Genomic DNA, 17,683 nt, shown 5'->3' with positions numbered 1-17,683 from the left:
AATAGGTAACTAATGAGTAACGAACTGATCTACGGCATTCACGCAGTGCGTGCCGTCCTGGAACGCGACCCGGCACGTTTTGTTGAAGCGTACGTCCTGAAAGGTCGTCAGGATGATCGCCTGCTGCCGGTACTGAACGAGCTGGCTCGTATCGGTGTATCGATTCAGGAAATGAACCGCAAAGTTCTGGATGACAAAGCGAACGGAGCCAATCACCAGGGCGTGATTGCCAAAGTCAAACCGAGCAAGCCGCTGAATGAAAATGACCTGGACGCGATCCTGGCTCAACATGAGCAGCCATTGCTGCTGGTACTGGATGGCGTCACCGATCCGCATAACCTGGGGGCGTGTCTGCGTAATGCCGATGCCGCAGGTGTGGCAGCGGTGATTGTGCCGAAAGATAAATCAGCACCGATGACAGCAACGGTCAGCAAAGTGGCGTGCGGTGCGGCGGAAACCGTGCCTCTGGTGCGGGTAACCAACCTGGCGCGTACCATGCGTGCACTGCAGGAGCAGGGCGTTTGGTTTGTCGGTACGGCTGGCGAAGCGACCCACGACATCTACCACAGCAAACTGACCGGGCCGCTGGCTATCGTGATGGGTGCGGAAGGGGATGGTATGCGTCGACTGACCCGAGAAACTTGTGATGACCTGATCAAGATCCCGATGGCCGGCACAGTTTCCAGCCTTAACGTGTCTGTGGCAACCGGTATCTGCCTGTTTGAGGCAGTGCGTCAGCGTTCGCTGAGCTAACTGAGCCGCTAACACAGCAAAACGCAGGTCCAGGCCTGCGTTTTTTTATTGGTACTGCTGGTTACAGCTTAACCCCGAATCAGTGGTTTAGAATTAATAGCGTTTATTTTTCAAACACTGCTTGCATGCCCCCCGCCGATCTGTATAATGCAGCCCCACTGGTTAAGCCAGTTGTGAACCAATGAGCAGCGAGGAGCTGTTAAATCTTCGGATTTTTCAGGTAATGTAAACTCAGCTTATGTTCGCAGTTAATAAAAATTTAGCTTTTAACTGTCGTTATGATAGTTCCAGGTTAATCACCTATTAGCTGACAATGCGTCCTAATCTTGGATGCTACGGTTTCACATAAATCAATCGGCATTCTCTCGCCCTGGCGAGTTTGAGTGGCGATATTGTTTGTGTAATTTATCAAATTTGGAGCTCTGTCTCATGCAGAACCAACGTATCCGTATCCGCCTAAAAGCTTTCGATTACAAACTGATCGATGCTTCTACCGCGGAAATCGTTGAAACAGCTAAGCGCACTGGCGCACAGGTTCGTGGTCCAATCCCACTGCCAACTCGTAAAGAGCGTTTCACAGTTCTTATCTCTCCACACGTTAACAAAGATGCTCGTGATCAGTACGAAATTCGTACTCACAAACGTCTGATCGACATCGTTGAGCCAACAGACAAAACTGTTGATGCTCTGATGCGTCTAGACCTTGCTGCGGGCGTTGACGTACAAATTAGCCTAGGTTAAGGGAGATTAGAAGAATGATTGGTCTAATCGGTCGTAAAGTGGGCATGACCCGCGTATTTACTGAAGAAGGCGTTTCTATCCCAGTAACAGTTGTTGAGGTTGAAGCTAACCGTATTTCTCAAGTTAAAACTCTTGAGTCTGACGGCTACGCAGCAATCCAGGTAACTGCTGGTGCTAAGAAAGCAAACCGCGTAAACAAAGCTGAAGCAGGTCACTTTGCTAAAGCTGGCGTTGAAGCTGGTCGCGGTCTTTGGGAATTCCGTTTGGAAAACGGTGAAGAGTTTGAAGTTGGTGCTGAACTGACTGTTGAACTGTTCAACGAAACTAAGAAAGTAGACGTTACTGGTACATCTAAGGGTAAAGGTTTCCAAGGCGCTGTTAAGCGTTGGAACTTCCGCACTCAAGATATGACTCACGGTAACTCATTGTCTCACCGCGCACCTGGCTCTATCGGTCAATGTCAGACTCCAGGCCGCGTGTTTAAAGGCAAGAAAATGGCAGGTCACATGGGTGCTGAGCGTGTAACGACTCAAAACCTAGAGATCGTACGAGTTGACGCTGAGCGCAATCTGCTTCTTATTAAAGGTGCAGTCCCAGGCGCAACTGGCGGCAACGTGATCGTAAAACCAGCTGTTAAAGCATAACGTCTAGGAGTAAGTAATGGAATTGATGGTTAAAGGTGCTAACGCACTAACTGTTTCCGAAACTACTTTCGGACGTGAGTTCAACGAAGCTCTTGTACACCAAGTAGTTGTTGCATACGCAGCAGGTGCTCGTCAAGGTACTCGTGCTCAAAAGACACGTTCAGAAGTTTCTGGCGGTGGCGCTAAGCCATGGCGTCAAAAAGGTACTGGCCGTGCGCGTGCTGGTACAATTCGTAGCCCAATCTGGCGTACAGGTGGTGTTACTTTTGCTGCGAAACCACAAGATCACAGCCAAAAAGTAAACAAGAAAATGTACCGCGGTGCTATGAAAGCAATTCTTTCTGAGCTAGTTCGTCAAGAGCGTCTAATCGTTGTTGATAACTTCTCAGTAGAAGCACCAAAAACTAAAGAGCTAGTAGCTAAGCTTAACGAACTTGAGCTTAACGATGTACTTATCGTTACTGGCGAAGTAGACGAGAATCTGTTCTTAGCTGCTCGTAACCTGTACAAAGTTGACGTGCGCGACGCTTCTGGTATCGACCCAGTAAGCCTGATCGCATTTGACAAGGTTCTTATGACTGCTACTGCAGTTAAGCAAGTAGAGGAGATGCTGGCATGATTCGTGAAGAGCGTCTACTAAAAGTTCTACGTGCTCCACACATCTCTGAAAAAGCAACTATGGCTGCAGAGAAAGCGAACACTATCGTTTTCAAAGTAGCAAAAGATGCAACTAAGAAAGAGATCAAAGCAGCTGTAGAAAAGCTATTTGAAGTTGAAGTTAAGTCTGTAAATACTCTTATTCTTAAGGGTAAGACCAAGCGTCAAGGTCTACGCCAAGGCCGTCGTTCAGACGTGAAGAAAGCGTACGTAACTTTGAAAGAAGGTCAAGATCTTGACTTTGTTGGCGGCGCGGAATAACAGGAGTAGTTGAAAAATGGCTATTGTTAAATGTAAGCCGACTTCGGCTGGTCGTCGTCACGTAGTTAAAGTTGTTAACACTGACCTGCACAAGGGTAAGCCTTACGCACCACTTTTAGAGAAAAACTCTAAAAATGGCGGTCGTAACAACAACGGTCGTATCACTGTACGTCACATCGGTGGTGGTCACAAACAACACTACCGTGTAATCGACTTTAAACGTACTAAAGATGGCATCCCAGCGAAAGTTGAGCGCCTAGAATACGATCCAAACCGTAGCGCGAATATCGCTCTGGTTCTGTACAAAGACGGTGAGCGTCGTTACATCATTGCACCTAAAGGTCTGCAAGCTGGTGATGTTATCCAATCTGGTGTTGATGCACCGATTAAAGCGGGTAACACTCTGCCAATGCGCAACATCCCTGTAGGTTCAACCGTTCACAACGTAGAGCTGACTCCTGGTAAAGGTGCACAGCTAGCTCGTTCTGCGGGTGCATATGCACAAATCGTTGCTCGCGACGGTTCATATGTAACTATCCGTCTACGTTCTGGCGAAATGCGTAAAGTATTGTCTGAAGGCCGTGCAACAATCGGTGAAGTAGGCAACTCTGAGCACATGCTACGTGAACTGGGTAAAGCTGGTGCTAGCCGCTGGCGCGGTGTTCGTCCAACCGTTCGCGGTGTGGTAATGAACCCGGTTGACCACCCACACGGTGGTGGTGAAGGCCGTACTTCTGGTGGTCGTCACCCAGTATCTCCTTGGGGTATGCCTACTAAAGGCTTTAAGACCCGTAAGAACAAACGCACTGACAAGTACATCGTACGTCGTCGCAATAAGTAATCTATTAAAGAGGATAAGCCATGCCACGTTCTCTCAAGAAGGGTCCATTTATTGACCTACACTTGCTGAAGAAGGTAGAGAAAGCGGTGGAAAGCGGAGACAAAAAGCCTATTAAGACTTGGTCCCGTCGTTCAATGATCATTCCTACAATGATCGGTTTGACCATCGCTGTCCATAATGGTCGTCAACACGTTCCAGTTTTCGTAACTGACGAGATGATCGGTCACAAGCTGGGTGAATTTGCACCAACTCGCACTTACCGCGGCCACGCTGCGGATAAGAAAGCTAAGAAGCGCTAAGGAGTAAATAATGGAAGCATTAGCTAAACATAACTTTGCTCGCATTTCTCCTCAGAAAGCTCGCTTAGTTGCAGATCAAATTCGTGGTAAGAAAGTTGACCAAGCACTAGAAGTTCTGACTTTCAGCAACAAAAAAGCTGCTGTACTAGTTAAGAAAGTTCTAGAGTCAGCTATCGCGAACGCGGAGCACAACGAAGGTGCAGATATTGACGACCTACGTGTCGCTAAAATCTTCGTAGATGAGGGCCCAGTCATGAAGCGTATTATGCCTCGTGCTAAAGGCCGTGCGGATCGTATCTTGAAGCGTTCAAGCCACATCACTGTGGTTGTCGCAGATCGCTAAGAGACTAGGAGAGTAAGCAATGGGTCAAAAAGTACATCCAAATGGTATTCGTCTAGGCATCGTTAAGCCTTGGAATGCTACATGGTTTGCTAACACCAAAGATTTCGCTGACAACCTAGACGGCGACTTCAAGGTACGTCAGTTCCTGACTAAAGAACTGTCAAAAGCGTCTCTATCACGCATCGTTATCGAGCGTCCTGCGAAGAGCATCCGTGTGACTATTCACACTGCTCGTCCAGGTGTTGTTATCGGTAAGAAAGGTGAAGACGTTGAGAAGCTACGCGCAGCAGTAGCGAAAATCGCAGGTGTACCAGCGCAAATCAACATCGCTGAAGTACGTAAGCCTGAGCTAGACGGCCAACTAGTGGCTGATAGCATCGCGTCTCAACTAGAGCGTCGTGTTATGTTCCGTCGTGCTATGAAGCGCGCGGTACAGAATGCTATGCGTCTAGGCGCTAAAGGTATCAAAGTGGAAGTAAGCGGTCGTCTAGGCGGCGCTGAAATCGCACGTTCAGAGTGGTACCGTGAAGGCCGTGTGCCTCTACACACTCTACGTGCTGACATTGATTACGCAACTTCTTCGGCTCACACCACTTACGGTGTAATCGGCGTTAAAGTTTGGATCTTCAAAGGTGAGATTCTAGGCGGAATGCCAGCTGCTAACGCAGTAGAGCCTAAGGCTGACAAGCCTAACAAGAAGCCGCGTAAAGGCCGTAAGTAAGGAGTCGACAGATGCTACAACCTAAACGTACTAAGTTCCGTAAGGTTCATACAGGTCGTAACCGTGGTCTGGCTAAAGGTACTGAAGTAAGCTTCGGTTCTTTTGGTTTGAAAGCTGTAGGCCGTGGTCGTCTAACTGCTCGTCAAATCGAAGCGGCACGTCGTGCTATGACGCGTCACATTAAGCGTCAAGGTAAAATCTGGATCCGTGTGTTCCCAGACAAACCAATCACAGAAAAACCACTAGAAGTTCGTCAAGGTAAGGGTAAAGGTAACGTTGAGTACTGGGTAGCCCAAATCCAACCTGGTAAGGTTATGTACGAAGTTGATGGTGTACCTGAAGAACTGGCTCGTGAAGCGTTCCGTCTTGCGGCGCGTAAACTGCCATTCAAGACTACATTTGTAACTAAACAGGTGATGTGATGAAAGCACAAGATCTACGCGAAAAAAGCGTTGAAGAGCTGAATGCAGAGCTGATGAATCTGCTTAAAGAGCAGTTCAACTTGCGCATGCAAGCTGCAACTGGTCAACTACAGCAAACTCATACTCTGAAAGCTGTACGCCGTGATATCGCACGTGTTAAAACTGTTTTGACTGAGAAGGCGGGCGCATAATGAGCGACAATATTCGTACCCAGCAAGGTCGTGTAGTTAGCGACAAGATGGACAAGTCTATCACTGTTGCTATCGAACGTTTTGTGAAGCACCCAATCTACGGTAAATTCGTTAAGCGTACGACTAAAGTACACGCACATGATGAAAACAACGAGTGTGGCATCGGCGACACAGTTGAGATTTCAGAATGTCGTCCACTGTCTAAGACTAAGTCTTGGACTTTGGTAAAAGTAGTAGAAAAAGCGAAAATCTAATTTAGCTTGACTACGAATAAAGCGGCCCCAATTATTTTTGGGGCCGCTTGTTTTTTGACTACCCAATCTCGAAAAAGGGTGGTACAATTCGCGTCCCTTTAAAGAGGCAGCCCGACCCGAGACGGGTCTAGTTTATTTAATATTTAGCGGAGCACTAACATGATCCAAATGCAAAGTATGCTGGACGCAGCTGATAACTCAGGCGCTCGCAGCGTAATGTGTATTAAGGTTCTGGGTGGCTCTCACCGTCGTTACGCTCATGTGGGCGACATCATCAAAGTTACCGTGAAAGAAGCAATTCCACGCGGTAAAGTGAAGAAAGGTGATGTACTGAAGGCGGTGGTAGTTCGCACCCGTAAAGGCGTACGTCGACCAGACGGTTCTGTCATTCGCTTCGACCGTAATGCTTGTGTGCTGTTGAACAACAACACCGAGGCACCAATCGGTACACGTATCTTTGGTCCAGTGACTCGTGAACTTCGTACTGCGAAATTCATGAAGATTGTTTCACTGGCTCCAGAAGTTCTGTAAGGAGCGGCAATAAAATGGCAGCTAAAATCCGTCGTAATGACGAAGTGATCGTTCTTGCTGGTAAAGACAAAGGCAAGAAAGGTAAAGTAACTAAGGTTCTAGCAACTGGTAAAGTTATCGTAGAAGGTATCAACCTTGTTAAGAAACACCAGAAACCTGTTCCTGCACTAGGTATCCAAGGCGGTATCGTAGAGCAAGAAGCAGCGATCGACGTTTCTAACGTGGCTATCTTCAACGCAGCTACTGGTAAAGCGGACCGTATCGGTTTTCGTTTCGAAGACGGCAAGAAAGTTCGTTTCTTCAAGTCTAACAACGAAACCGTTTCTAACTAATTAGAAGTAATTTGGAGTTCTACTATGGCGAAACTGCATGATTACTACAAGTCGTCTGTAGTCGCTGAACTGACCAAACAGTTCGGTTACACAAGCGTCATGCAAGTCCCTAGAATTGAGAAAATCACCCTCAATATGGGCGTTGGTGAAGCAATCAACGATAAGAAACTACTGGAAAACGCAGCATCTGACATGGCAACCATTTCTGGTCAAAAGCCACTGATCACTAAAGCGCGTAAATCTGTTGCTGGTTTCAAAATTCGTGAAGGCTACCCAATTGGTTGTAAAGTAACCTTGCGTGGCGAACGCATGTGGGATTTTCTGGAGCGCTTAATTGCAATCGCTCTACCACGTGTACGTGACTTCCGCGGTGTTAGCGCTAAGTCTTTTGACGGCCGCGGTAACTACAGCATGGGCGTTCGCGAGCAAATCATCTTTCCGGAAATCGACTACGATAAAGTCGATCGTGTGCGCGGTCTTGATATCACTATCACGACGTCTGCTGCAAACGATGAGGAAGGCCGTGCTCTGCTGGCTGCCTTTAACTTCCCATTCCGTAAGTAAGGTGAAGGGTTACTGTTATGGCTAAACAATCAATGAAAGCACGTGAAGAAAAACGTGCAAAGCTAGTAGCTAAGTTCGCAGAAAAGCGTGCAGCGCTAAAAGCTATCATCAGCGATGTAAACGCATCTGAAGAAGATCGTTGGAATGCAGTTCTGACTCTGCAATCTCTTCCACGTGATTCAAGTGCATCACGTCAGCGCAACCGTTGTAACCAAACTGGTCGTCCACACGGTTACCTACGTAAGTTCGGTCTGAGCCGTATTAAAGTTCGTGAAGCTTGCATGAAAGGCGAGATTCCTGGACTTCGTAAGGCTAGCTGGTAATTGCCACTTAATCATTTGGAGTAAAGTTTATGAGCATGCAAGATCCGATTTCGGATATGCTGACCCGTATTCGTAACGGTCAGGCAGCAAACAAAGTTGCTGTTAAAATGCCTTCTTCAAAGCTGAAAGTTGCAATCGCTGCACTACTGAAAGCTGAAGGTTACATCGTTGACTTCGCTGTTGAAAGCGAAGCAAAACCTGAGCTGGAAATCACTCTTAAGTATTTCCAAGCGAAACCAGTAATCGAGCAAATCAAGCGCGTTTCTCGTCCAGGTCTTCGTGTTTATAAGAAGAAAGACGAGCTGCCATCAGTGATGGGCGGTCTTGGTGTTGCTGTTGTTTCCACTTCCAAGGGTCTGATGTCAGACCGCGCTGCTCGTAAAGCAGGTCTTGGCGGTGAAATCATTTGCTACGTAGCTTAATTTTAAGGAGTAGAACATGTCTCGTGTTGCTAAAGCACCTGTCGCTATTCCAGCTGGCGTAGAGGTGAAACTAAACGGCCAAGAGATCACTGTTAAAGGCGCTAAAGGTGAACTAACTCGCGTTATTCACAACGGCGTAGTGATCGCACAGGAAGAAAACAACCTAACTTTCGGCCCAGCTGAAGGTGTTGCTAACGCATGGGCTCAAGCAGGTACTGCTCGCGCTCTGGTTAACAACATGGTTGTTGGTGTTACTGAAGGCTTTACTAAGAAGCTAGTTCTTAAGGGTGTAGGTTACCGTGCTGCTATCAAAGGCAACGCTGTAGGTCTGACCCTGGGCTTCTCTCACCCTGTTGAGCACGAGCTGCCAGCGGGTGTTAAAGCTGAATGTCCAAGCCAAACTGAAATTGTACTGACTGGTGCTGATAAGCAAGTAGTTGGTCAAGTTGCGGCTGACATTCGTTCTTACCGCGCGCCTGAGCCTTACAAAGGTAAAGGTATTCGTTACGCAGATGAAAATGTGCGTACTAAAGAAGCTAAGAAGAAGTAAGGTAACACTATGGATAAGAAAGCATCTCGCATCCGTCGTGCTACACGTGCACGTCGTAAGATTGCAGAACTGGGTGCGACTCGCCTAGTTGTACACCGTACTCCTCGTCACGTGTACGCTCAGGTAATCGCAGCGAACGGCTCTGAGGTTATCGCATCAGCTTCTACTGTAGAAAAAGCGATCCGTGAGCAAGTGAAATACTCTGGTAACATCGATGCAGCTAAAGCAGTAGGTAAAGCTATTGCAGAGCGTGCGCTTGAGAAAGGCGTATCAGCTGTTGCATTTGATCGTTCCGGTTTCCAATACCACGGTCGAGTAGCGGCGCTGGCAGACTCTGCTCGCGAAGCTGGTCTGAAATTCTAAGGTAGGGTTGGAAGATGGCTAAAGAACAACAAGTTCAAGCGAATGATTTGCAAGAAAAGCTAATCGCCGTTAACCGCGTTTCTAAAACGGTTAAAGGTGGTCGAATCATGAGCTTCACTGCACTGACTGTAGTTGGTGACGGTAACGGTCGTGTAGGTTTCGGTTACGGTAAAGCCCGTGAAGTACCTGCAGCGATTCAAAAAGCAATGGAAAAAGCACGTCGTAACATGGTTACTATCGCGCTTAACGAAGGTACTCTTCACCACCCGGTGAAAGGTCGCCACTCGGGCTCTAAAGTTTACATGCAGCCAGCTGCAGAAGGTACTGGTGTAATCGCAGGTGGTGCGATGCGTGCAGTACTTGAAGTTGCGGGTGTACATAACGTTCTGTCTAAAGCATACGGTTCTACGAACCCTATCAACATCGTTCGTGCAACGATCGACGCTCTAGTAGATGTTAAGTCACCAGAAATGGTTGCGGCTAAACGTGGTCTAACTGTTGAATCTATTTCGGAGTAAGAACACCATGGCAACTATTAAAGTAACTCAAACTAAAAGCTCAATTGGTCGCCTACCGAAGCACAAAGCTACTTTGCGCGGTCTAGGTCTTCGTAAAATCAACCACACAGTAGAACTTGAAGATACTCCGTGCGTACGCGGTATGATCAACAAGGTTTACTACATGGTTAAAGTTGAGGAGTAATCATAATGTTTTTGAATACTCTATCACCGGCTGCTGGTTCTAAACCTTCTAAGAAGCGTGTAGGCCGTGGTATCGGTTCTGGCCTTGGTAAAACTGGTGGCCGTGGCCACAAAGGTCAAAAGTCACGTTCTGGCGGTAAAGTTCGTCCAGGTTTCGAAGGCGGTCAGATGCCTCTGAAACAACGTCTACCAAAATTCGGTTTCACTTCTCGTAAGAGCCTAGTGTCTGCTGAAATTCGTCTGTCTGAACTGGCGAAAGTAACTGGTGACGTAGTTGATCTAAACAGCCTGAAAGCGGCAAACCTGGTGACTAAAAACATCGAGTTTGCAAAAATCGTTCTTTCTGGCGAGATCAACAAAGCAGTGACTGTAAAAGGTCTGCGCGTAACTAAAGGCGCTAAAGCTGCAATCGAAGCTGCAGGCGGTAAAATCGAGGAATAATCTCGAGGATTGAGGTACAGATGGCTAAGAAACCAGGACAAGATTTTCGTAGTGCTCAGAGCGGCTTAAGTGAGCTGAAGTCGCGCTTATTATTCGTAGTGGGTGCGCTTCTAGTATTCCGAGCAGGCTCTTTTGTGCCAATCCCTGGTATTGACGCTGCTGTACTTGCCGATTTGTTCGAACAGCAAAAAGGCACCATCATTGAGATGTTTAACATGTTCTCTGGTGGTGCACTTTCGCGTGCATCTATATTCGCACTGGGCATCATGCCGTATATTTCGGCATCTATTGTTGTCCAGTTGCTGACTGTAGTTCATCCAGCGTTAGCCGAACTCAAGAAAGAGGGTGAGGCAGGCCGTCGTAAGATTAGCCAATATACGCGTTACGGCACGCTTGTACTTGCATGTTTCCAGGCTATTGGTATTGCAACCGGCTTACCAAACATGGTCGACAATCTGGTTGTTATCAACCAAACCATGTTTACGCTAATTGCTACCGTGAGTTTAGTAACCGGCACCATGTTCCTGATGTGGTTAGGTGAACAAATTACAGAGCGTGGAATTGGTAATGGTATTTCATTACTAATCTTTGCAGGTATCGTTGCTGGATTGCCACAAGCAATCGGTCAGACAATCGAGCAAGCGCGTCAAGGTGAACTGCATGTACTTCTTCTACTGTTAATTGCAGTGGTAGCTTTTGCTGTTATTTACTTCGTTGTGTTCATGGAACGTGGTCAGCGTCGAATCGTCGTTAACTACGCGAAGCGTCAACAGGGTCGTAAAGTTTTTGCAGCGCAAAGCACTCACTTGCCATTGAAAATTAATATGGCGGGTGTTATCCCTGCGATTTTCGCATCGAGCATTATCCTGTTCCCAGGAACACTGGCTCAGTGGTTTGGTCAGAACGGCGAGAGCAGCACATTTGGTTGGCTAACTGATGTGTCTTTGGCTCTGAGCCCGGGTCAACCGCTGTATGTAATGCTTTATGCAGCAGCGATTATTTTCTTCTGTTTCTTCTATACTGCGTTGGTGTTTAACCCTCGCGAAACAGCAGATAACTTGAAGAAGTCTGGTGCATTCGTACCCGGTATCCGCCCAGGCGAACAGACAGCTAAGTACATTGATAAAGTAATGACTCGCTTAACCTTAGCCGGTGCGCTATACATTACTTTCATCTGTCTGATCCCTGAGTTCATGATGGTCGCTTGGAACGTACGTTTCTACTTCGGCGGCACATCACTACTGATTGTAGTTGTCGTAATCATGGACTTTATGGCACAGGTACAGACTCATATGATGTCAAATCAATATGATTCTGTGTTGAAAAAGGCAAATCTGAAAGGTTATGGCCGTTAACAGGTCGCCATTCAGAGAGATTTACGGAGTTTAGCAATGAAAGTTCGTGCTTCCGTTAAAAAAATCTGCCGTAACTGTAAAGTTATCAAGCGTAACGGTGTCGTTCGCGTGATTTGCAGTGAGCCAAAGCACAAGCAACGCCAAGGCTAATAAGCAGAAATTTTTACTTGAAAAGTAAGGGTTGGTCGAGTATATTCCTCGGCCTACCTTTTGCGTGCAAAAGAAGTAGTATCCCGCAGCGTATCCTCTACGGGCTTTGCTGCGGATAATTCTTTTATAGAAAGTACTAGGAGTGAATAGTGGCCCGTATAGCAGGCATTAACATTCCTGATCAAAAACATGCAGTAATCGCGCTTACCGCGATTTACGGCATCGGTAAGACTCGCTCTCAAGCTATCCTAGCTGAAGTGGGTATCGCTGAAAATGTTAAGATCAGTGAACTAACAGAAGATCAGATCAATCTACTGCGTGATGGTGTAGCTAAGTACACTGTAGAGGGTGATCTACGTCGTGAAGTATCCATGAACATCAAGCGTCTTATGGACCTTGGCTGCTACCGTGGTCTTCGTCACCGTCGCAGTCTACCACTACGTGGACAGCGTACTAAAACCAATGCTCGCACCCGTAAGGGTCCGCGTAAGCCGATCAAAAAGTAATCGGGAAGGGTAGAGTACAATGGCTAAACAACCAACTCGCGCACGTAAGCGTGTACGCAAGCAAGTTGCTGATGGCGTAGCGCATATCCACGCATCTTTCAACAACACAATCGTAACCATTACTGACCGTCAAGGTAATGCTCTAGCATGGGCTACCGCAGGTGGTTCAGGTTTCCGTGGTTCTCGTAAGTCAACTCCGTTCGCTGCACAGGTTGCTGCTGAACGTTGTGCTGAAATGGCCAAAGAATACGGTCTGAAGAATCTGGAAGTTATGGTTAAGGGTCCTGGTCCAGGTCGCGAATCTACTGTTCGTGCACTGAACGCCGCTGGTTTCCGCATTACAAACATCGTAGATGCGACACCAATCCCTCATAACGGTTGTCGTCCACCTAAGAAACGTCGCGTTTAACGTTTCTGGGAACATTGGAGAAAGATCATGGCAAGATATTTGGGTCCTAAGCTGAAGCTTAGCCGCCGCGAAGGTACTGACTTGTTCCTTAAGTCAGGCGTTCGTGCGATTGATACCAAGTGTAAAATCGATAACGCACCAGGTGTACACGGCGCACGTCGCGGTCGTCTATCTGAGTATGGCGTTCAGCTTCGCGAGAAGCAAAAAGTTCGTCGTATGTACGGCGTTCTAGAAAAACAATTCCGTAACTACTACAAAGAAGCAGCTCGCCTTAAAGGTAACACTGGTGAGAACCTACTTCAGCTTCTTGAAGGTCGTCTGGACAACGTAGTTTACCGTATGGGCTTTGGCGCAACTCGCGCAGAAGCACGTCAGCTGGTTAGCCACAAAGCTATCCTGGTTAACGGTAAAGTTGTAAACGTTCCTTCTTTCAATGTTGCGGCCAACGACGTTGTTGCAATCCGTGAGAAAGCGAAAGCGCAATCTCGCGTAAAAGCGGCTCTTGAAGTTGCTGAACAACGCGAAAAACCAACTTGGATTGAAGTAGATGCAAGCAAGATGGAAGGTACTTTCAAGCGTTTGCCTGAACGTTCTGATCTATCAGCTGACATCAACGAACAATTGATCGTCGAGCTTTACTCTAAGTAAGGTTTAAACTAAAGAGAGGACACAATGCAGGGTTCTGTAACAGAATTTCTTAAGCCACGTCTTGTTGATATCGAACAAATCAGCACGACACACGCAAAAGTAACTCTTGAGCCATTAGAGCGTGGTTTCGGCCATACTCTTGGTAATGCACTTCGCCGTATTCTTCTATCTTCTATGCCGGGTTGTGCCGTAACAGAAGTAGAGATTGAAGGCGTACTTCACGAATACAGCACCAAAGAAGGTGTTCAGGAAGACATCCTTGAGATTCTACTGAACCTGAAAGGTCTGGCAGTTCGCGTTGCCGAAGGCAAAGATGAAGTGTTCATTACACTGAACAAATCAGGCTCGGGCCCTGTGGTTGCAGGTGACATCACCCATGATGGTGATGTAGAGATCGTAAACCCTGAACACGTTATTTGTCACTTAACGGATGACAACGCTGAGATCGCAATGCGTATCAAAGTTGAACGTGGTCGTGGTTATGTTCCAGCTTCTGCGCGTATCCATACTGAAGAAGATGAGCGTCCAATTGGTCGTCTGCTTGTCGATGCTACATTCAGCCCAGTAGACAAAATTGCCTACTCTGTTGATGCAGCACGTGTTGAGCAGCGTACTGACCTGGACAAGCTTGTTATCGATATGGAAACAAACGGTACTCTTGAACCTGAGGAAGCTATCCGTCGTGCAGCAACTATTCTTGCTGAACAACTGGATGCATTCGTAGATCTTCGTGATGTACGTGTTCCTGAGGAGAAAGAAGAGAAGCCTGAATTCGATCCGATCCTACTGCGTCCTGTAGACGATCTTGAACTAACAGTTCGCTCTGCTAACTGTCTGAAAGCAGAAGCGATTCACTACATCGGTGATCTAGTACAGCGCACTGAGGTTGAGCTACTTAAAACGCCTAACCTTGGTAAGAAATCTCTTACAGAGATTAAAGACGTGCTTGCATCACGTGGTCTTTCTCTGGGCATGCGCCTGGAAAACTGGCCGCCAGCGTCCATCGCTGAAGATTAATCGATACTAGTTAGAAGGATTTGGTCATGCGCCATCGTAAGAGTGGTCGTCAACTCAACCGCAACAGCAGTCATCGCAAAGCGATGTTCAGCAACATGGCTAGCTCTCTAGTACGTCATGAAGTTATCAAGACTACTTTGCCAAAAGCTAAAGAGCTACGTCGCGTAGTTGAGCCTTTGATTACACTAGCTAAGACTGACAGTGTTGCTAACCGTCGTCTGGCATTTGCACGTACTCGTGACAACGAAGTCGTTGCTAAACTATTTAACGAACTTGGTCCACGTTTCGCTGCACGTCAAGGCGGCTACACTCGCATTCTGAAGTGTGGTTTCCGTGCCGGCGATAAAGCTCCAATGGCTTACATTGAGCTTGTAGATCGCCCAGAAGCTGCTGAAGAAGCTGCTGCTGAGTAATCGGTTCGCGATTAAAAAAGCCGAGCGTAAGCTCGGCTTTTTTGTATCTGCAGATTCTGATATGCACACTCAACATTTCTGTTGGGTGTGCACTCTCATCAATTCGCTGATGACGTTCCCCACAATTGGCTCAACGAGCCGAGCAGACCATCACTGGCACCCTGGCTGGTCAGGTACTGCAGCACCAGCGGTGCAAACTGACTAATCATGCTTGGGTCAAGGCCCAATCCTTTGAACACATCATTGACTGCACTGAGGCTATTCAGGCCCGATAACGTATCCTTGCTGCCAGACAAATTCAGATTGGTTAACTGATCCATGCCGGGTAACAGTTGCCCCAGTTCTTCGCTGTTGCTTTCTGAGAGCTGATTTTGGGCCAGCGATAACATCGCGCCAACCCCACCGGTGGCTTGTTGTGGCGAGACTGGTAGTTGGTTGGTCACCTGGGTGATCAAGCTCGAGTTACTTTCGGCCTGATTAAGCGTGCTGCTGACCATGCTGGCGAGGTCGTTGCTTTGATCTTTGCTGCCGAAATTGAGAAATGCAAAGCTGGGTGCGCTGAAAACGGTGCTGAGCACCAGCGCGGAGACAATAGAGCGTTTCATAGATGAGTGCCATTCCTTAACTTTAGGCTCAGTGACCTTCATTCTAGCCAAAAAAAAGCGGCGCTGGGCGCCGCTTGATGTCAATTTTTTGCGAATTCGTTGGATTACAGGATATCCAGCAGTTCCACTTCGAATACCAGGGCAGCAAATGGAGGGATTGCCGCGCCTGCGCCACGTTCACCGTAAGCAAGATCTTGAGGAACGTACAGTTTCCATTTTGAGCCAACAGGCATCAGTTGTAGCGCTTCTACCCAACCTTTGATTACACCGGTTACCGGGAATTCAGCAGGCTGGCCACGAGTGACTGAACTGTCGAATACTGTGCCGTCAACCAGTTGACCGTGGTAGTGTACACGTACCGCTTTGTCTGCCGTTGGGATTTCGCCTTCACCCTGGCTGATCACTTCGTATTGCAGACCAGATTCCAGTACGGTGACCTCAGGGCGCAGAGCGTTGTCTTTCAGGAAAGATTCGCCTTCAGCCGCTGCAGCTTTTGCTGCTTCCTGGCGAGTTTCTTCAGCGCGCATGTGAAGAGCTTGCAGAGCCTGGTTGATCTCGTCGATTTCGATAGCTGGCATGTCGCCAACCAGTGCAGTGGCAATACCCGCTGCGATCGCGTCAACACTCAGTCCTTCCAGACCGCTACCTGCCAGTTGTTGGCCCATTTGCAGACCGATACCGTAGCTAGCTTTTTGCTCTACAGTTTCAAATTTTACTTCAGACATAAAAGTCACTCTTTGTCGTGTCAAATAAAGCCCACAGGATAACAGTTTCGTCTGGGGGATGAAACGTTCAGGCTGAATTCGTTACAATTGAGGTTTAAGGTGTGATTGAGCGCAGAATCCCGGCCAAAAAACATCAGGATTATGTCAACCTTTAGCAGATCAGCGGCAAGCCCCTATACTCTCGGCACGTGAGTTTTTATACTGTGGCAAGGAATTTATGGACGGATGAAAATGAATCGTCGACACAAGAAGAAGCAGCAGACCGATTATCTTGCCTTGGTTCAGAACCAGTGGGACTCTATTGACTGGCGTGAATATCAGCAACGTAGCGTGCAGTTGTGGCAGCGTTTACCTAAGCTGCACCAGCGCGCACTGATGGTTTTGGTGCCGGTCGTATTGATTCTGATGGTGATCCCGTTACCAGGGGGGGCGGATGATGCGGTGCAAGACACCGCTGCAGAGCCGCTTTCGGGTCAAATTCAGCGCGTTGCGGTCAACGTGAATACCCGCGGCTTGAGTGAAGAGCAGCAACAGAATACGCCTCAGGCTCAGACTCCTGGCCAGATACAGAGTACCGCCTGGCGTGAGTATATAGTGCAAAGTGGTGATACCCTGTCGCAGGTATTTCGTAATAATGATCTGTCGATGGCTGATCTCAATGATCTGGTTAAAATCGAAGGCAGCGATAAGCCGCTGAGTCAGATCCGCGCAGGCCAGCTGATCCGTTTTAAACTGTCGAAAGACGGCAAGCTCGACATTTTACAGCTGGAGAAAAACAATCAGTCGGTGATGTTTTTCCGTTTGTCTGACGGTGGATTTGGCCGCAGTAAATAGCTTGCGATATGCTTAACCTGTCGCTGGGCGACTTTGGGGCCAGCGGCACAATGATCATCCTTATTCCAAACCAGCTCAGTTGACCCGGTTGTTCATTAAATCAGTACAGCCCGGACAGGGCTCATACGCTGCGCAGCATGCCGACATGTTCGATGTCGTCTTCGAGGTAAATATCGGTCGTGGTGACAAACCCGTGCTGGCGATAAAATGCCTGTAAGTGAGCCTGGGCGCTGATCTCAATCGCCTGCTGTGGCCACAACTGTTGGCAATGCGTTAATGCCTGGCTGAGCAAGTCATGCCCGAGTCCGTTGCCGCGCGCGGATTGCAGGGTTGCAACCCGGCCGATACTGGCGTTGTCATAGCTGACGCCGGGAGGCAGCAGGCGGGCGCAGGCCACCAGTTGTTCTCCCTGGTAACCGAGCAGATGGCAGGCGCCGGGGGCATGATCTTTATTGTCCAGTTCCGGGTAAGGGCAAGTTTGTTCTACAACGAAGACATTGACCCGTAATTGCAGTAATTGATAGAGCTGAAAAGTACTGAGTTGGTCAAAAGTGAGGCATTGCCAGGTGATCATGAATAACTCCTTGTATTGAAATGGCGCTCACTGTAGCAGCGCACCCTGCGCCTGGCATTAACAAAAGTTAAGAACGAAGCAGAATAAAAAAAT

33 protein-coding genes are annotated in these 17,683 nt (G+C 47.9%); 30 read left to right on the top strand and 3 right to left on the bottom strand.

What is annotated here, in order from left to right; all coding sequences use genetic code 11:
• Positions 1-12 precede the first annotated feature (12 nt).
• The 29 genes from rlmB (at position 13) to rplQ (ending at position 14,852) form a co-directional block, all read left to right on the top strand.
• Positions 13-753 (top strand): 23S rRNA (guanosine(2251)-2'-O)-methyltransferase RlmB, encoded by a 741-nt coding sequence (rlmB, locus tag J0X00_RS10410; protein WP_218562664.1) that lies wholly within the window; start codon positions 13-15, stop codon positions 751-753.
• A gap of 429 nt (positions 754-1,182) precedes the next feature.
• Complete coding sequence (rpsJ, locus tag J0X00_RS10405) at positions 1,183-1,494, top strand: 30S ribosomal protein S10 (RefSeq protein ID WP_001181007.1); 312 nt, start codon at positions 1,183-1,185, stop codon at positions 1,492-1,494.
• 14 nt (positions 1,495-1,508) lie between these two features.
• Complete coding sequence (rplC, locus tag J0X00_RS10400) at positions 1,509-2,138, top strand: 50S ribosomal protein L3 (protein WP_136485206.1); 630 nt, start codon at positions 1,509-1,511, stop codon at positions 2,136-2,138.
• Positions 2,139-2,154: 16 nt separating this feature from the next.
• Positions 2,155-2,757, top strand: coding sequence for a 50S ribosomal protein L4 (gene rplD, locus J0X00_RS10395; RefSeq protein ID WP_136485203.1), 603 nt, complete (start codon positions 2,155-2,157; stop codon positions 2,755-2,757).
• Positions 2,754-3,056, top strand: a complete 303-nt coding sequence (gene rplW / locus J0X00_RS10390) for a 50S ribosomal protein L23 (RefSeq protein ID WP_004394523.1) — start codon at positions 2,754-2,756, stop codon at positions 3,054-3,056. The genes rplD and rplW overlap by 4 nt, the downstream gene beginning before the upstream one ends.
• Positions 3,057-3,072: 16 nt before the next feature.
• Positions 3,073-3,897, top strand: coding sequence for a 50S ribosomal protein L2 (rplB, locus tag J0X00_RS10385; protein ID WP_136485201.1), 825 nt, complete (start codon positions 3,073-3,075; stop codon positions 3,895-3,897).
• A gap of 20 nt (positions 3,898-3,917) precedes the next feature.
• On the top strand, positions 3,918-4,196 hold the full coding sequence (rpsS, locus tag J0X00_RS10380) for a 30S ribosomal protein S19 (protein ID WP_004394525.1): 279 nt from the start codon (positions 3,918-3,920) through the stop codon (positions 4,194-4,196).
• Between the two features lie 10 nt (positions 4,197-4,206).
• Complete coding sequence (gene rplV / locus J0X00_RS10375) at positions 4,207-4,539, top strand: 50S ribosomal protein L22 (protein WP_136485198.1); 333 nt, start codon at positions 4,207-4,209, stop codon at positions 4,537-4,539.
• A gap of 19 nt (positions 4,540-4,558) precedes the next feature.
• A complete protein-coding gene (gene rpsC / locus J0X00_RS10370) occupies positions 4,559-5,260 on the top strand; it encodes a 30S ribosomal protein S3 (protein WP_020329479.1) in 702 nt (233 codons plus the stop codon).
• A gap of 11 nt (positions 5,261-5,271) precedes the next feature.
• Positions 5,272-5,682, top strand: a complete 411-nt coding sequence (rplP, locus tag J0X00_RS10365; protein WP_004728605.1) for a 50S ribosomal protein L16 — start codon at positions 5,272-5,274, stop codon at positions 5,680-5,682.
• The gene (rpmC, locus tag J0X00_RS10360; protein WP_136485196.1) at positions 5,682-5,873 is read left to right on the top strand and encodes a 50S ribosomal protein L29; all 192 of its coding nucleotides are present in this window, start codon (positions 5,682-5,684) and stop codon (positions 5,871-5,873) included. Before rplP ends, rpmC begins: the two co-directional genes overlap by 1 nt.
• Entirely contained in the window at positions 5,873-6,127 is a 255-nt protein-coding gene (gene rpsQ / locus J0X00_RS10355) for a 30S ribosomal protein S17 (RefSeq protein WP_136485194.1), read from the top strand. The genes rpmC and rpsQ overlap by 1 nt, the downstream gene beginning before the upstream one ends.
• Positions 6,128-6,286: 159 nt before the next feature.
• Complete coding sequence (gene rplN / locus J0X00_RS10350) at positions 6,287-6,658, top strand: 50S ribosomal protein L14 (protein WP_136485192.1); 372 nt, start codon at positions 6,287-6,289, stop codon at positions 6,656-6,658.
• A 14-nt stretch (positions 6,659-6,672) separates the two neighbouring features.
• A complete protein-coding gene (gene rplX, locus J0X00_RS10345) occupies positions 6,673-6,990 on the top strand; it encodes a 50S ribosomal protein L24 (RefSeq protein WP_136485190.1) in 318 nt (105 codons plus the stop codon).
• 24 nt (positions 6,991-7,014) lie between these two features.
• Positions 7,015-7,554: a 50S ribosomal protein L5 gene (gene rplE, locus J0X00_RS10340; RefSeq protein ID WP_136485187.1), complete on the top strand. Its 540-nt coding sequence runs from the start codon at positions 7,015-7,017 to the stop codon at positions 7,552-7,554.
• Between the two features lie 17 nt (positions 7,555-7,571).
• Positions 7,572-7,877 (top strand): 30S ribosomal protein S14, encoded by a 306-nt coding sequence (rpsN, locus tag J0X00_RS10335; RefSeq protein WP_020329484.1) that lies wholly within the window; start codon positions 7,572-7,574, stop codon positions 7,875-7,877.
• A 29-nt stretch (positions 7,878-7,906) separates the two neighbouring features.
• Entirely contained in the window at positions 7,907-8,299 is a 393-nt protein-coding gene (rpsH, locus tag J0X00_RS10330) for a 30S ribosomal protein S8 (protein ID WP_136485185.1), read from the top strand.
• A 16-nt stretch (positions 8,300-8,315) separates the two neighbouring features.
• Positions 8,316-8,849, top strand: coding sequence for a 50S ribosomal protein L6 (gene rplF / locus J0X00_RS10325; protein ID WP_136485182.1), 534 nt, complete (start codon positions 8,316-8,318; stop codon positions 8,847-8,849).
• A 9-nt stretch (positions 8,850-8,858) separates the two neighbouring features.
• Complete coding sequence (gene rplR, locus J0X00_RS10320) at positions 8,859-9,212, top strand: 50S ribosomal protein L18 (RefSeq protein ID WP_136485180.1); 354 nt, start codon at positions 8,859-8,861, stop codon at positions 9,210-9,212.
• A 14-nt stretch (positions 9,213-9,226) separates the two neighbouring features.
• A complete protein-coding gene (rpsE, locus tag J0X00_RS10315; protein ID WP_136485178.1) occupies positions 9,227-9,730 on the top strand; it encodes a 30S ribosomal protein S5 in 504 nt (167 codons plus the stop codon).
• A gap of 7 nt (positions 9,731-9,737) precedes the next feature.
• On the top strand, positions 9,738-9,914 hold the full coding sequence (rpmD, locus tag J0X00_RS10310) for a 50S ribosomal protein L30 (RefSeq protein WP_000201159.1): 177 nt from the start codon (positions 9,738-9,740) through the stop codon (positions 9,912-9,914).
• A 5-nt stretch (positions 9,915-9,919) separates the two neighbouring features.
• Entirely contained in the window at positions 9,920-10,354 is a 435-nt protein-coding gene (gene rplO / locus J0X00_RS10305; protein WP_136485176.1) for a 50S ribosomal protein L15, read from the top strand.
• A gap of 20 nt (positions 10,355-10,374) precedes the next feature.
• Entirely contained in the window at positions 10,375-11,709 is a 1,335-nt protein-coding gene (gene secY / locus J0X00_RS10300) for a preprotein translocase subunit SecY (RefSeq protein WP_136485174.1), read from the top strand.
• Positions 11,710-11,745: 36 nt separating this feature from the next.
• The gene (gene rpmJ, locus J0X00_RS10295) at positions 11,746-11,859 is read left to right on the top strand and encodes a 50S ribosomal protein L36 (protein WP_000868186.1); all 114 of its coding nucleotides are present in this window, start codon (positions 11,746-11,748) and stop codon (positions 11,857-11,859) included.
• Positions 11,860-12,008: 149 nt separating this feature from the next.
• Positions 12,009-12,365: a 30S ribosomal protein S13 gene (gene rpsM / locus J0X00_RS10290; protein ID WP_136485171.1), complete on the top strand. Its 357-nt coding sequence runs from the start codon at positions 12,009-12,011 to the stop codon at positions 12,363-12,365.
• Between the two features lie 19 nt (positions 12,366-12,384).
• Entirely contained in the window at positions 12,385-12,774 is a 390-nt protein-coding gene (rpsK, locus tag J0X00_RS10285) for a 30S ribosomal protein S11 (RefSeq protein ID WP_001118870.1), read from the top strand.
• A 27-nt stretch (positions 12,775-12,801) separates the two neighbouring features.
• Positions 12,802-13,422, top strand: a complete 621-nt coding sequence (gene rpsD / locus J0X00_RS10280) for a 30S ribosomal protein S4 (RefSeq protein WP_136485169.1) — start codon at positions 12,802-12,804, stop codon at positions 13,420-13,422.
• A gap of 24 nt (positions 13,423-13,446) precedes the next feature.
• Positions 13,447-14,439 (top strand): DNA-directed RNA polymerase subunit alpha, encoded by a 993-nt coding sequence (gene rpoA, locus J0X00_RS10275; protein WP_004728619.1) that lies wholly within the window; start codon positions 13,447-13,449, stop codon positions 14,437-14,439.
• Positions 14,440-14,465: 26 nt separating this feature from the next.
• Positions 14,466-14,852 carry a 50S ribosomal protein L17 gene (gene rplQ, locus J0X00_RS10270; protein ID WP_136485167.1) on the top strand — a complete coding sequence of 129 codons (387 nt, stop codon included), beginning with the start codon at positions 14,466-14,468 and terminating at the stop codon, positions 14,850-14,852.
• Between the two features lie 98 nt (positions 14,853-14,950).
• Here rplQ and J0X00_RS10265 read toward each other — a convergent pair whose 3' ends face one another.
• Positions 14,951-15,457, bottom strand: a complete 507-nt coding sequence (locus tag J0X00_RS10265) for a DUF2780 domain-containing protein (protein ID WP_136485165.1) — start codon at positions 15,455-15,457, stop codon at positions 14,951-14,953.
• 104 nt (positions 15,458-15,561) lie between these two features.
• Positions 15,562-16,182, bottom strand: a complete 621-nt coding sequence (locus J0X00_RS10260; protein ID WP_282478015.1) for an FKBP-type peptidyl-prolyl cis-trans isomerase — start codon at positions 16,180-16,182, stop codon at positions 15,562-15,564.
• A 231-nt stretch (positions 16,183-16,413) separates the two neighbouring features.
• Between J0X00_RS10260 and J0X00_RS10255 the strand changes: the two genes are divergently transcribed.
• Positions 16,414-17,016 carry a LysM-like peptidoglycan-binding domain-containing protein gene (locus J0X00_RS10255; protein ID WP_282478284.1) on the top strand — a complete coding sequence of 201 codons (603 nt, stop codon included), beginning with the start codon at positions 16,414-16,416 and terminating at the stop codon, positions 17,014-17,016.
• A gap of 121 nt (positions 17,017-17,137) precedes the next feature.
• Here the strand turns inward: J0X00_RS10255 and J0X00_RS10250 are convergent, their stop codons facing one another.
• Entirely contained in the window at positions 17,138-17,590 is a 453-nt protein-coding gene (locus J0X00_RS10250) for a GNAT family N-acetyltransferase (protein ID WP_218562667.1), read from the bottom strand.
• Between the last annotated feature and the right edge of the window lie 93 nt (positions 17,591-17,683).

This window comes from Vibrio sp. ABG19 (assembly GCF_029962385.1).
Lineage (GTDB): Bacteria > Pseudomonadota > Gammaproteobacteria > Enterobacterales > Vibrionaceae > Vibrio > Vibrio ostreae.
The sequence above is the reverse complement of the archived record's forward strand: the minus strand, read 5'-3'. Positions and strand labels throughout refer to the sequence as shown.

Bases quoted from the DNA above. Each gene is read 5' to 3' on its own strand.
- rpsS (WP_004394525.1), top strand. From the start codon at position 3,918: ATGCCACGTTCTCTCAAGAAGGGTCCATTTATTGACCTACACTTGCTG.
- rplE (WP_136485187.1), top strand. From the start codon at position 7,015: ATGGCGAAACTGCATGATTACTACAAGTCGTCTGTAGTCGCTGAACTG.
- rpoA (WP_004728619.1), top strand. From the start codon at position 13,447: ATGCAGGGTTCTGTAACAGAATTTCTTAAGCCACGTCTTGTTGATATC.
- rplQ (WP_136485167.1), top strand. From the start codon at position 14,466: ATGCGCCATCGTAAGAGTGGTCGTCAACTCAACCGCAACAGCAGTCAT.
- J0X00_RS10260 (WP_282478015.1), bottom strand. From the start codon at position 16,182: ATGTCTGAAGTAAAATTTGAAACTGTAGAGCAAAAAGCTAGCTACGGT.
- J0X00_RS10250 (WP_218562667.1), bottom strand. From the start codon at position 17,590: ATGATCACCTGGCAATGCCTCACTTTTGACCAACTCAGTACTTTTCAG.
- rplD (WP_136485203.1), top strand. From the start codon at position 2,155: ATGGAATTGATGGTTAAAGGTGCTAACGCACTAACTGTTTCCGAAACT.
- rlmB (WP_218562664.1), top strand. From the start codon at position 13: ATGAGTAACGAACTGATCTACGGCATTCACGCAGTGCGTGCCGTCCTG.
- rpsQ (WP_136485194.1), top strand. From the start codon at position 5,873: ATGAGCGACAATATTCGTACCCAGCAAGGTCGTGTAGTTAGCGACAAG.
- rpsC (WP_020329479.1), top strand. From the start codon at position 4,559: ATGGGTCAAAAAGTACATCCAAATGGTATTCGTCTAGGCATCGTTAAG.
- rpsJ (WP_001181007.1), top strand. From the start codon at position 1,183: ATGCAGAACCAACGTATCCGTATCCGCCTAAAAGCTTTCGATTACAAA.
- rplB (WP_136485201.1), top strand. From the start codon at position 3,073: ATGGCTATTGTTAAATGTAAGCCGACTTCGGCTGGTCGTCGTCACGTA.
- rpsE (WP_136485178.1), top strand. From the start codon at position 9,227: ATGGCTAAAGAACAACAAGTTCAAGCGAATGATTTGCAAGAAAAGCTA.
- J0X00_RS10255 (WP_282478284.1), top strand. From the start codon at position 16,414: ATGAATCGTCGACACAAGAAGAAGCAGCAGACCGATTATCTTGCCTTG.
- secY (WP_136485174.1), top strand. From the start codon at position 10,375: ATGGCTAAGAAACCAGGACAAGATTTTCGTAGTGCTCAGAGCGGCTTA.
- rpmD (WP_000201159.1), top strand. From the start codon at position 9,738: ATGGCAACTATTAAAGTAACTCAAACTAAAAGCTCAATTGGTCGCCTA.
- J0X00_RS10265 (WP_136485165.1), bottom strand. From the start codon at position 15,457: ATGAAACGCTCTATTGTCTCCGCGCTGGTGCTCAGCACCGTTTTCAGC.
- rpsK (WP_001118870.1), top strand. From the start codon at position 12,385: ATGGCTAAACAACCAACTCGCGCACGTAAGCGTGTACGCAAGCAAGTT.
- rplO (WP_136485176.1), top strand. From the start codon at position 9,920: ATGTTTTTGAATACTCTATCACCGGCTGCTGGTTCTAAACCTTCTAAG.
- rpsH (WP_136485185.1), top strand. From the start codon at position 7,907: ATGAGCATGCAAGATCCGATTTCGGATATGCTGACCCGTATTCGTAAC.
- rplP (WP_004728605.1), top strand. From the start codon at position 5,272: ATGCTACAACCTAAACGTACTAAGTTCCGTAAGGTTCATACAGGTCGT.
- rplC (WP_136485206.1), top strand. From the start codon at position 1,509: ATGATTGGTCTAATCGGTCGTAAAGTGGGCATGACCCGCGTATTTACT.
- rplN (WP_136485192.1), top strand. From the start codon at position 6,287: ATGATCCAAATGCAAAGTATGCTGGACGCAGCTGATAACTCAGGCGCT.
- rpsD (WP_136485169.1), top strand. From the start codon at position 12,802: ATGGCAAGATATTTGGGTCCTAAGCTGAAGCTTAGCCGCCGCGAAGGT.
- rplF (WP_136485182.1), top strand. From the start codon at position 8,316: ATGTCTCGTGTTGCTAAAGCACCTGTCGCTATTCCAGCTGGCGTAGAG.
- rplV (WP_136485198.1), top strand. From the start codon at position 4,207: ATGGAAGCATTAGCTAAACATAACTTTGCTCGCATTTCTCCTCAGAAA.
- rpmC (WP_136485196.1), top strand. From the start codon at position 5,682: ATGAAAGCACAAGATCTACGCGAAAAAAGCGTTGAAGAGCTGAATGCA.
- rplX (WP_136485190.1), top strand. From the start codon at position 6,673: ATGGCAGCTAAAATCCGTCGTAATGACGAAGTGATCGTTCTTGCTGGT.
- rpsN (WP_020329484.1), top strand. From the start codon at position 7,572: ATGGCTAAACAATCAATGAAAGCACGTGAAGAAAAACGTGCAAAGCTA.
- rplR (WP_136485180.1), top strand. From the start codon at position 8,859: ATGGATAAGAAAGCATCTCGCATCCGTCGTGCTACACGTGCACGTCGT.
- rplW (WP_004394523.1), top strand. From the start codon at position 2,754: ATGATTCGTGAAGAGCGTCTACTAAAAGTTCTACGTGCTCCACACATC.
- rpmJ (WP_000868186.1), top strand. From the start codon at position 11,746: ATGAAAGTTCGTGCTTCCGTTAAAAAAATCTGCCGTAACTGTAAAGTT.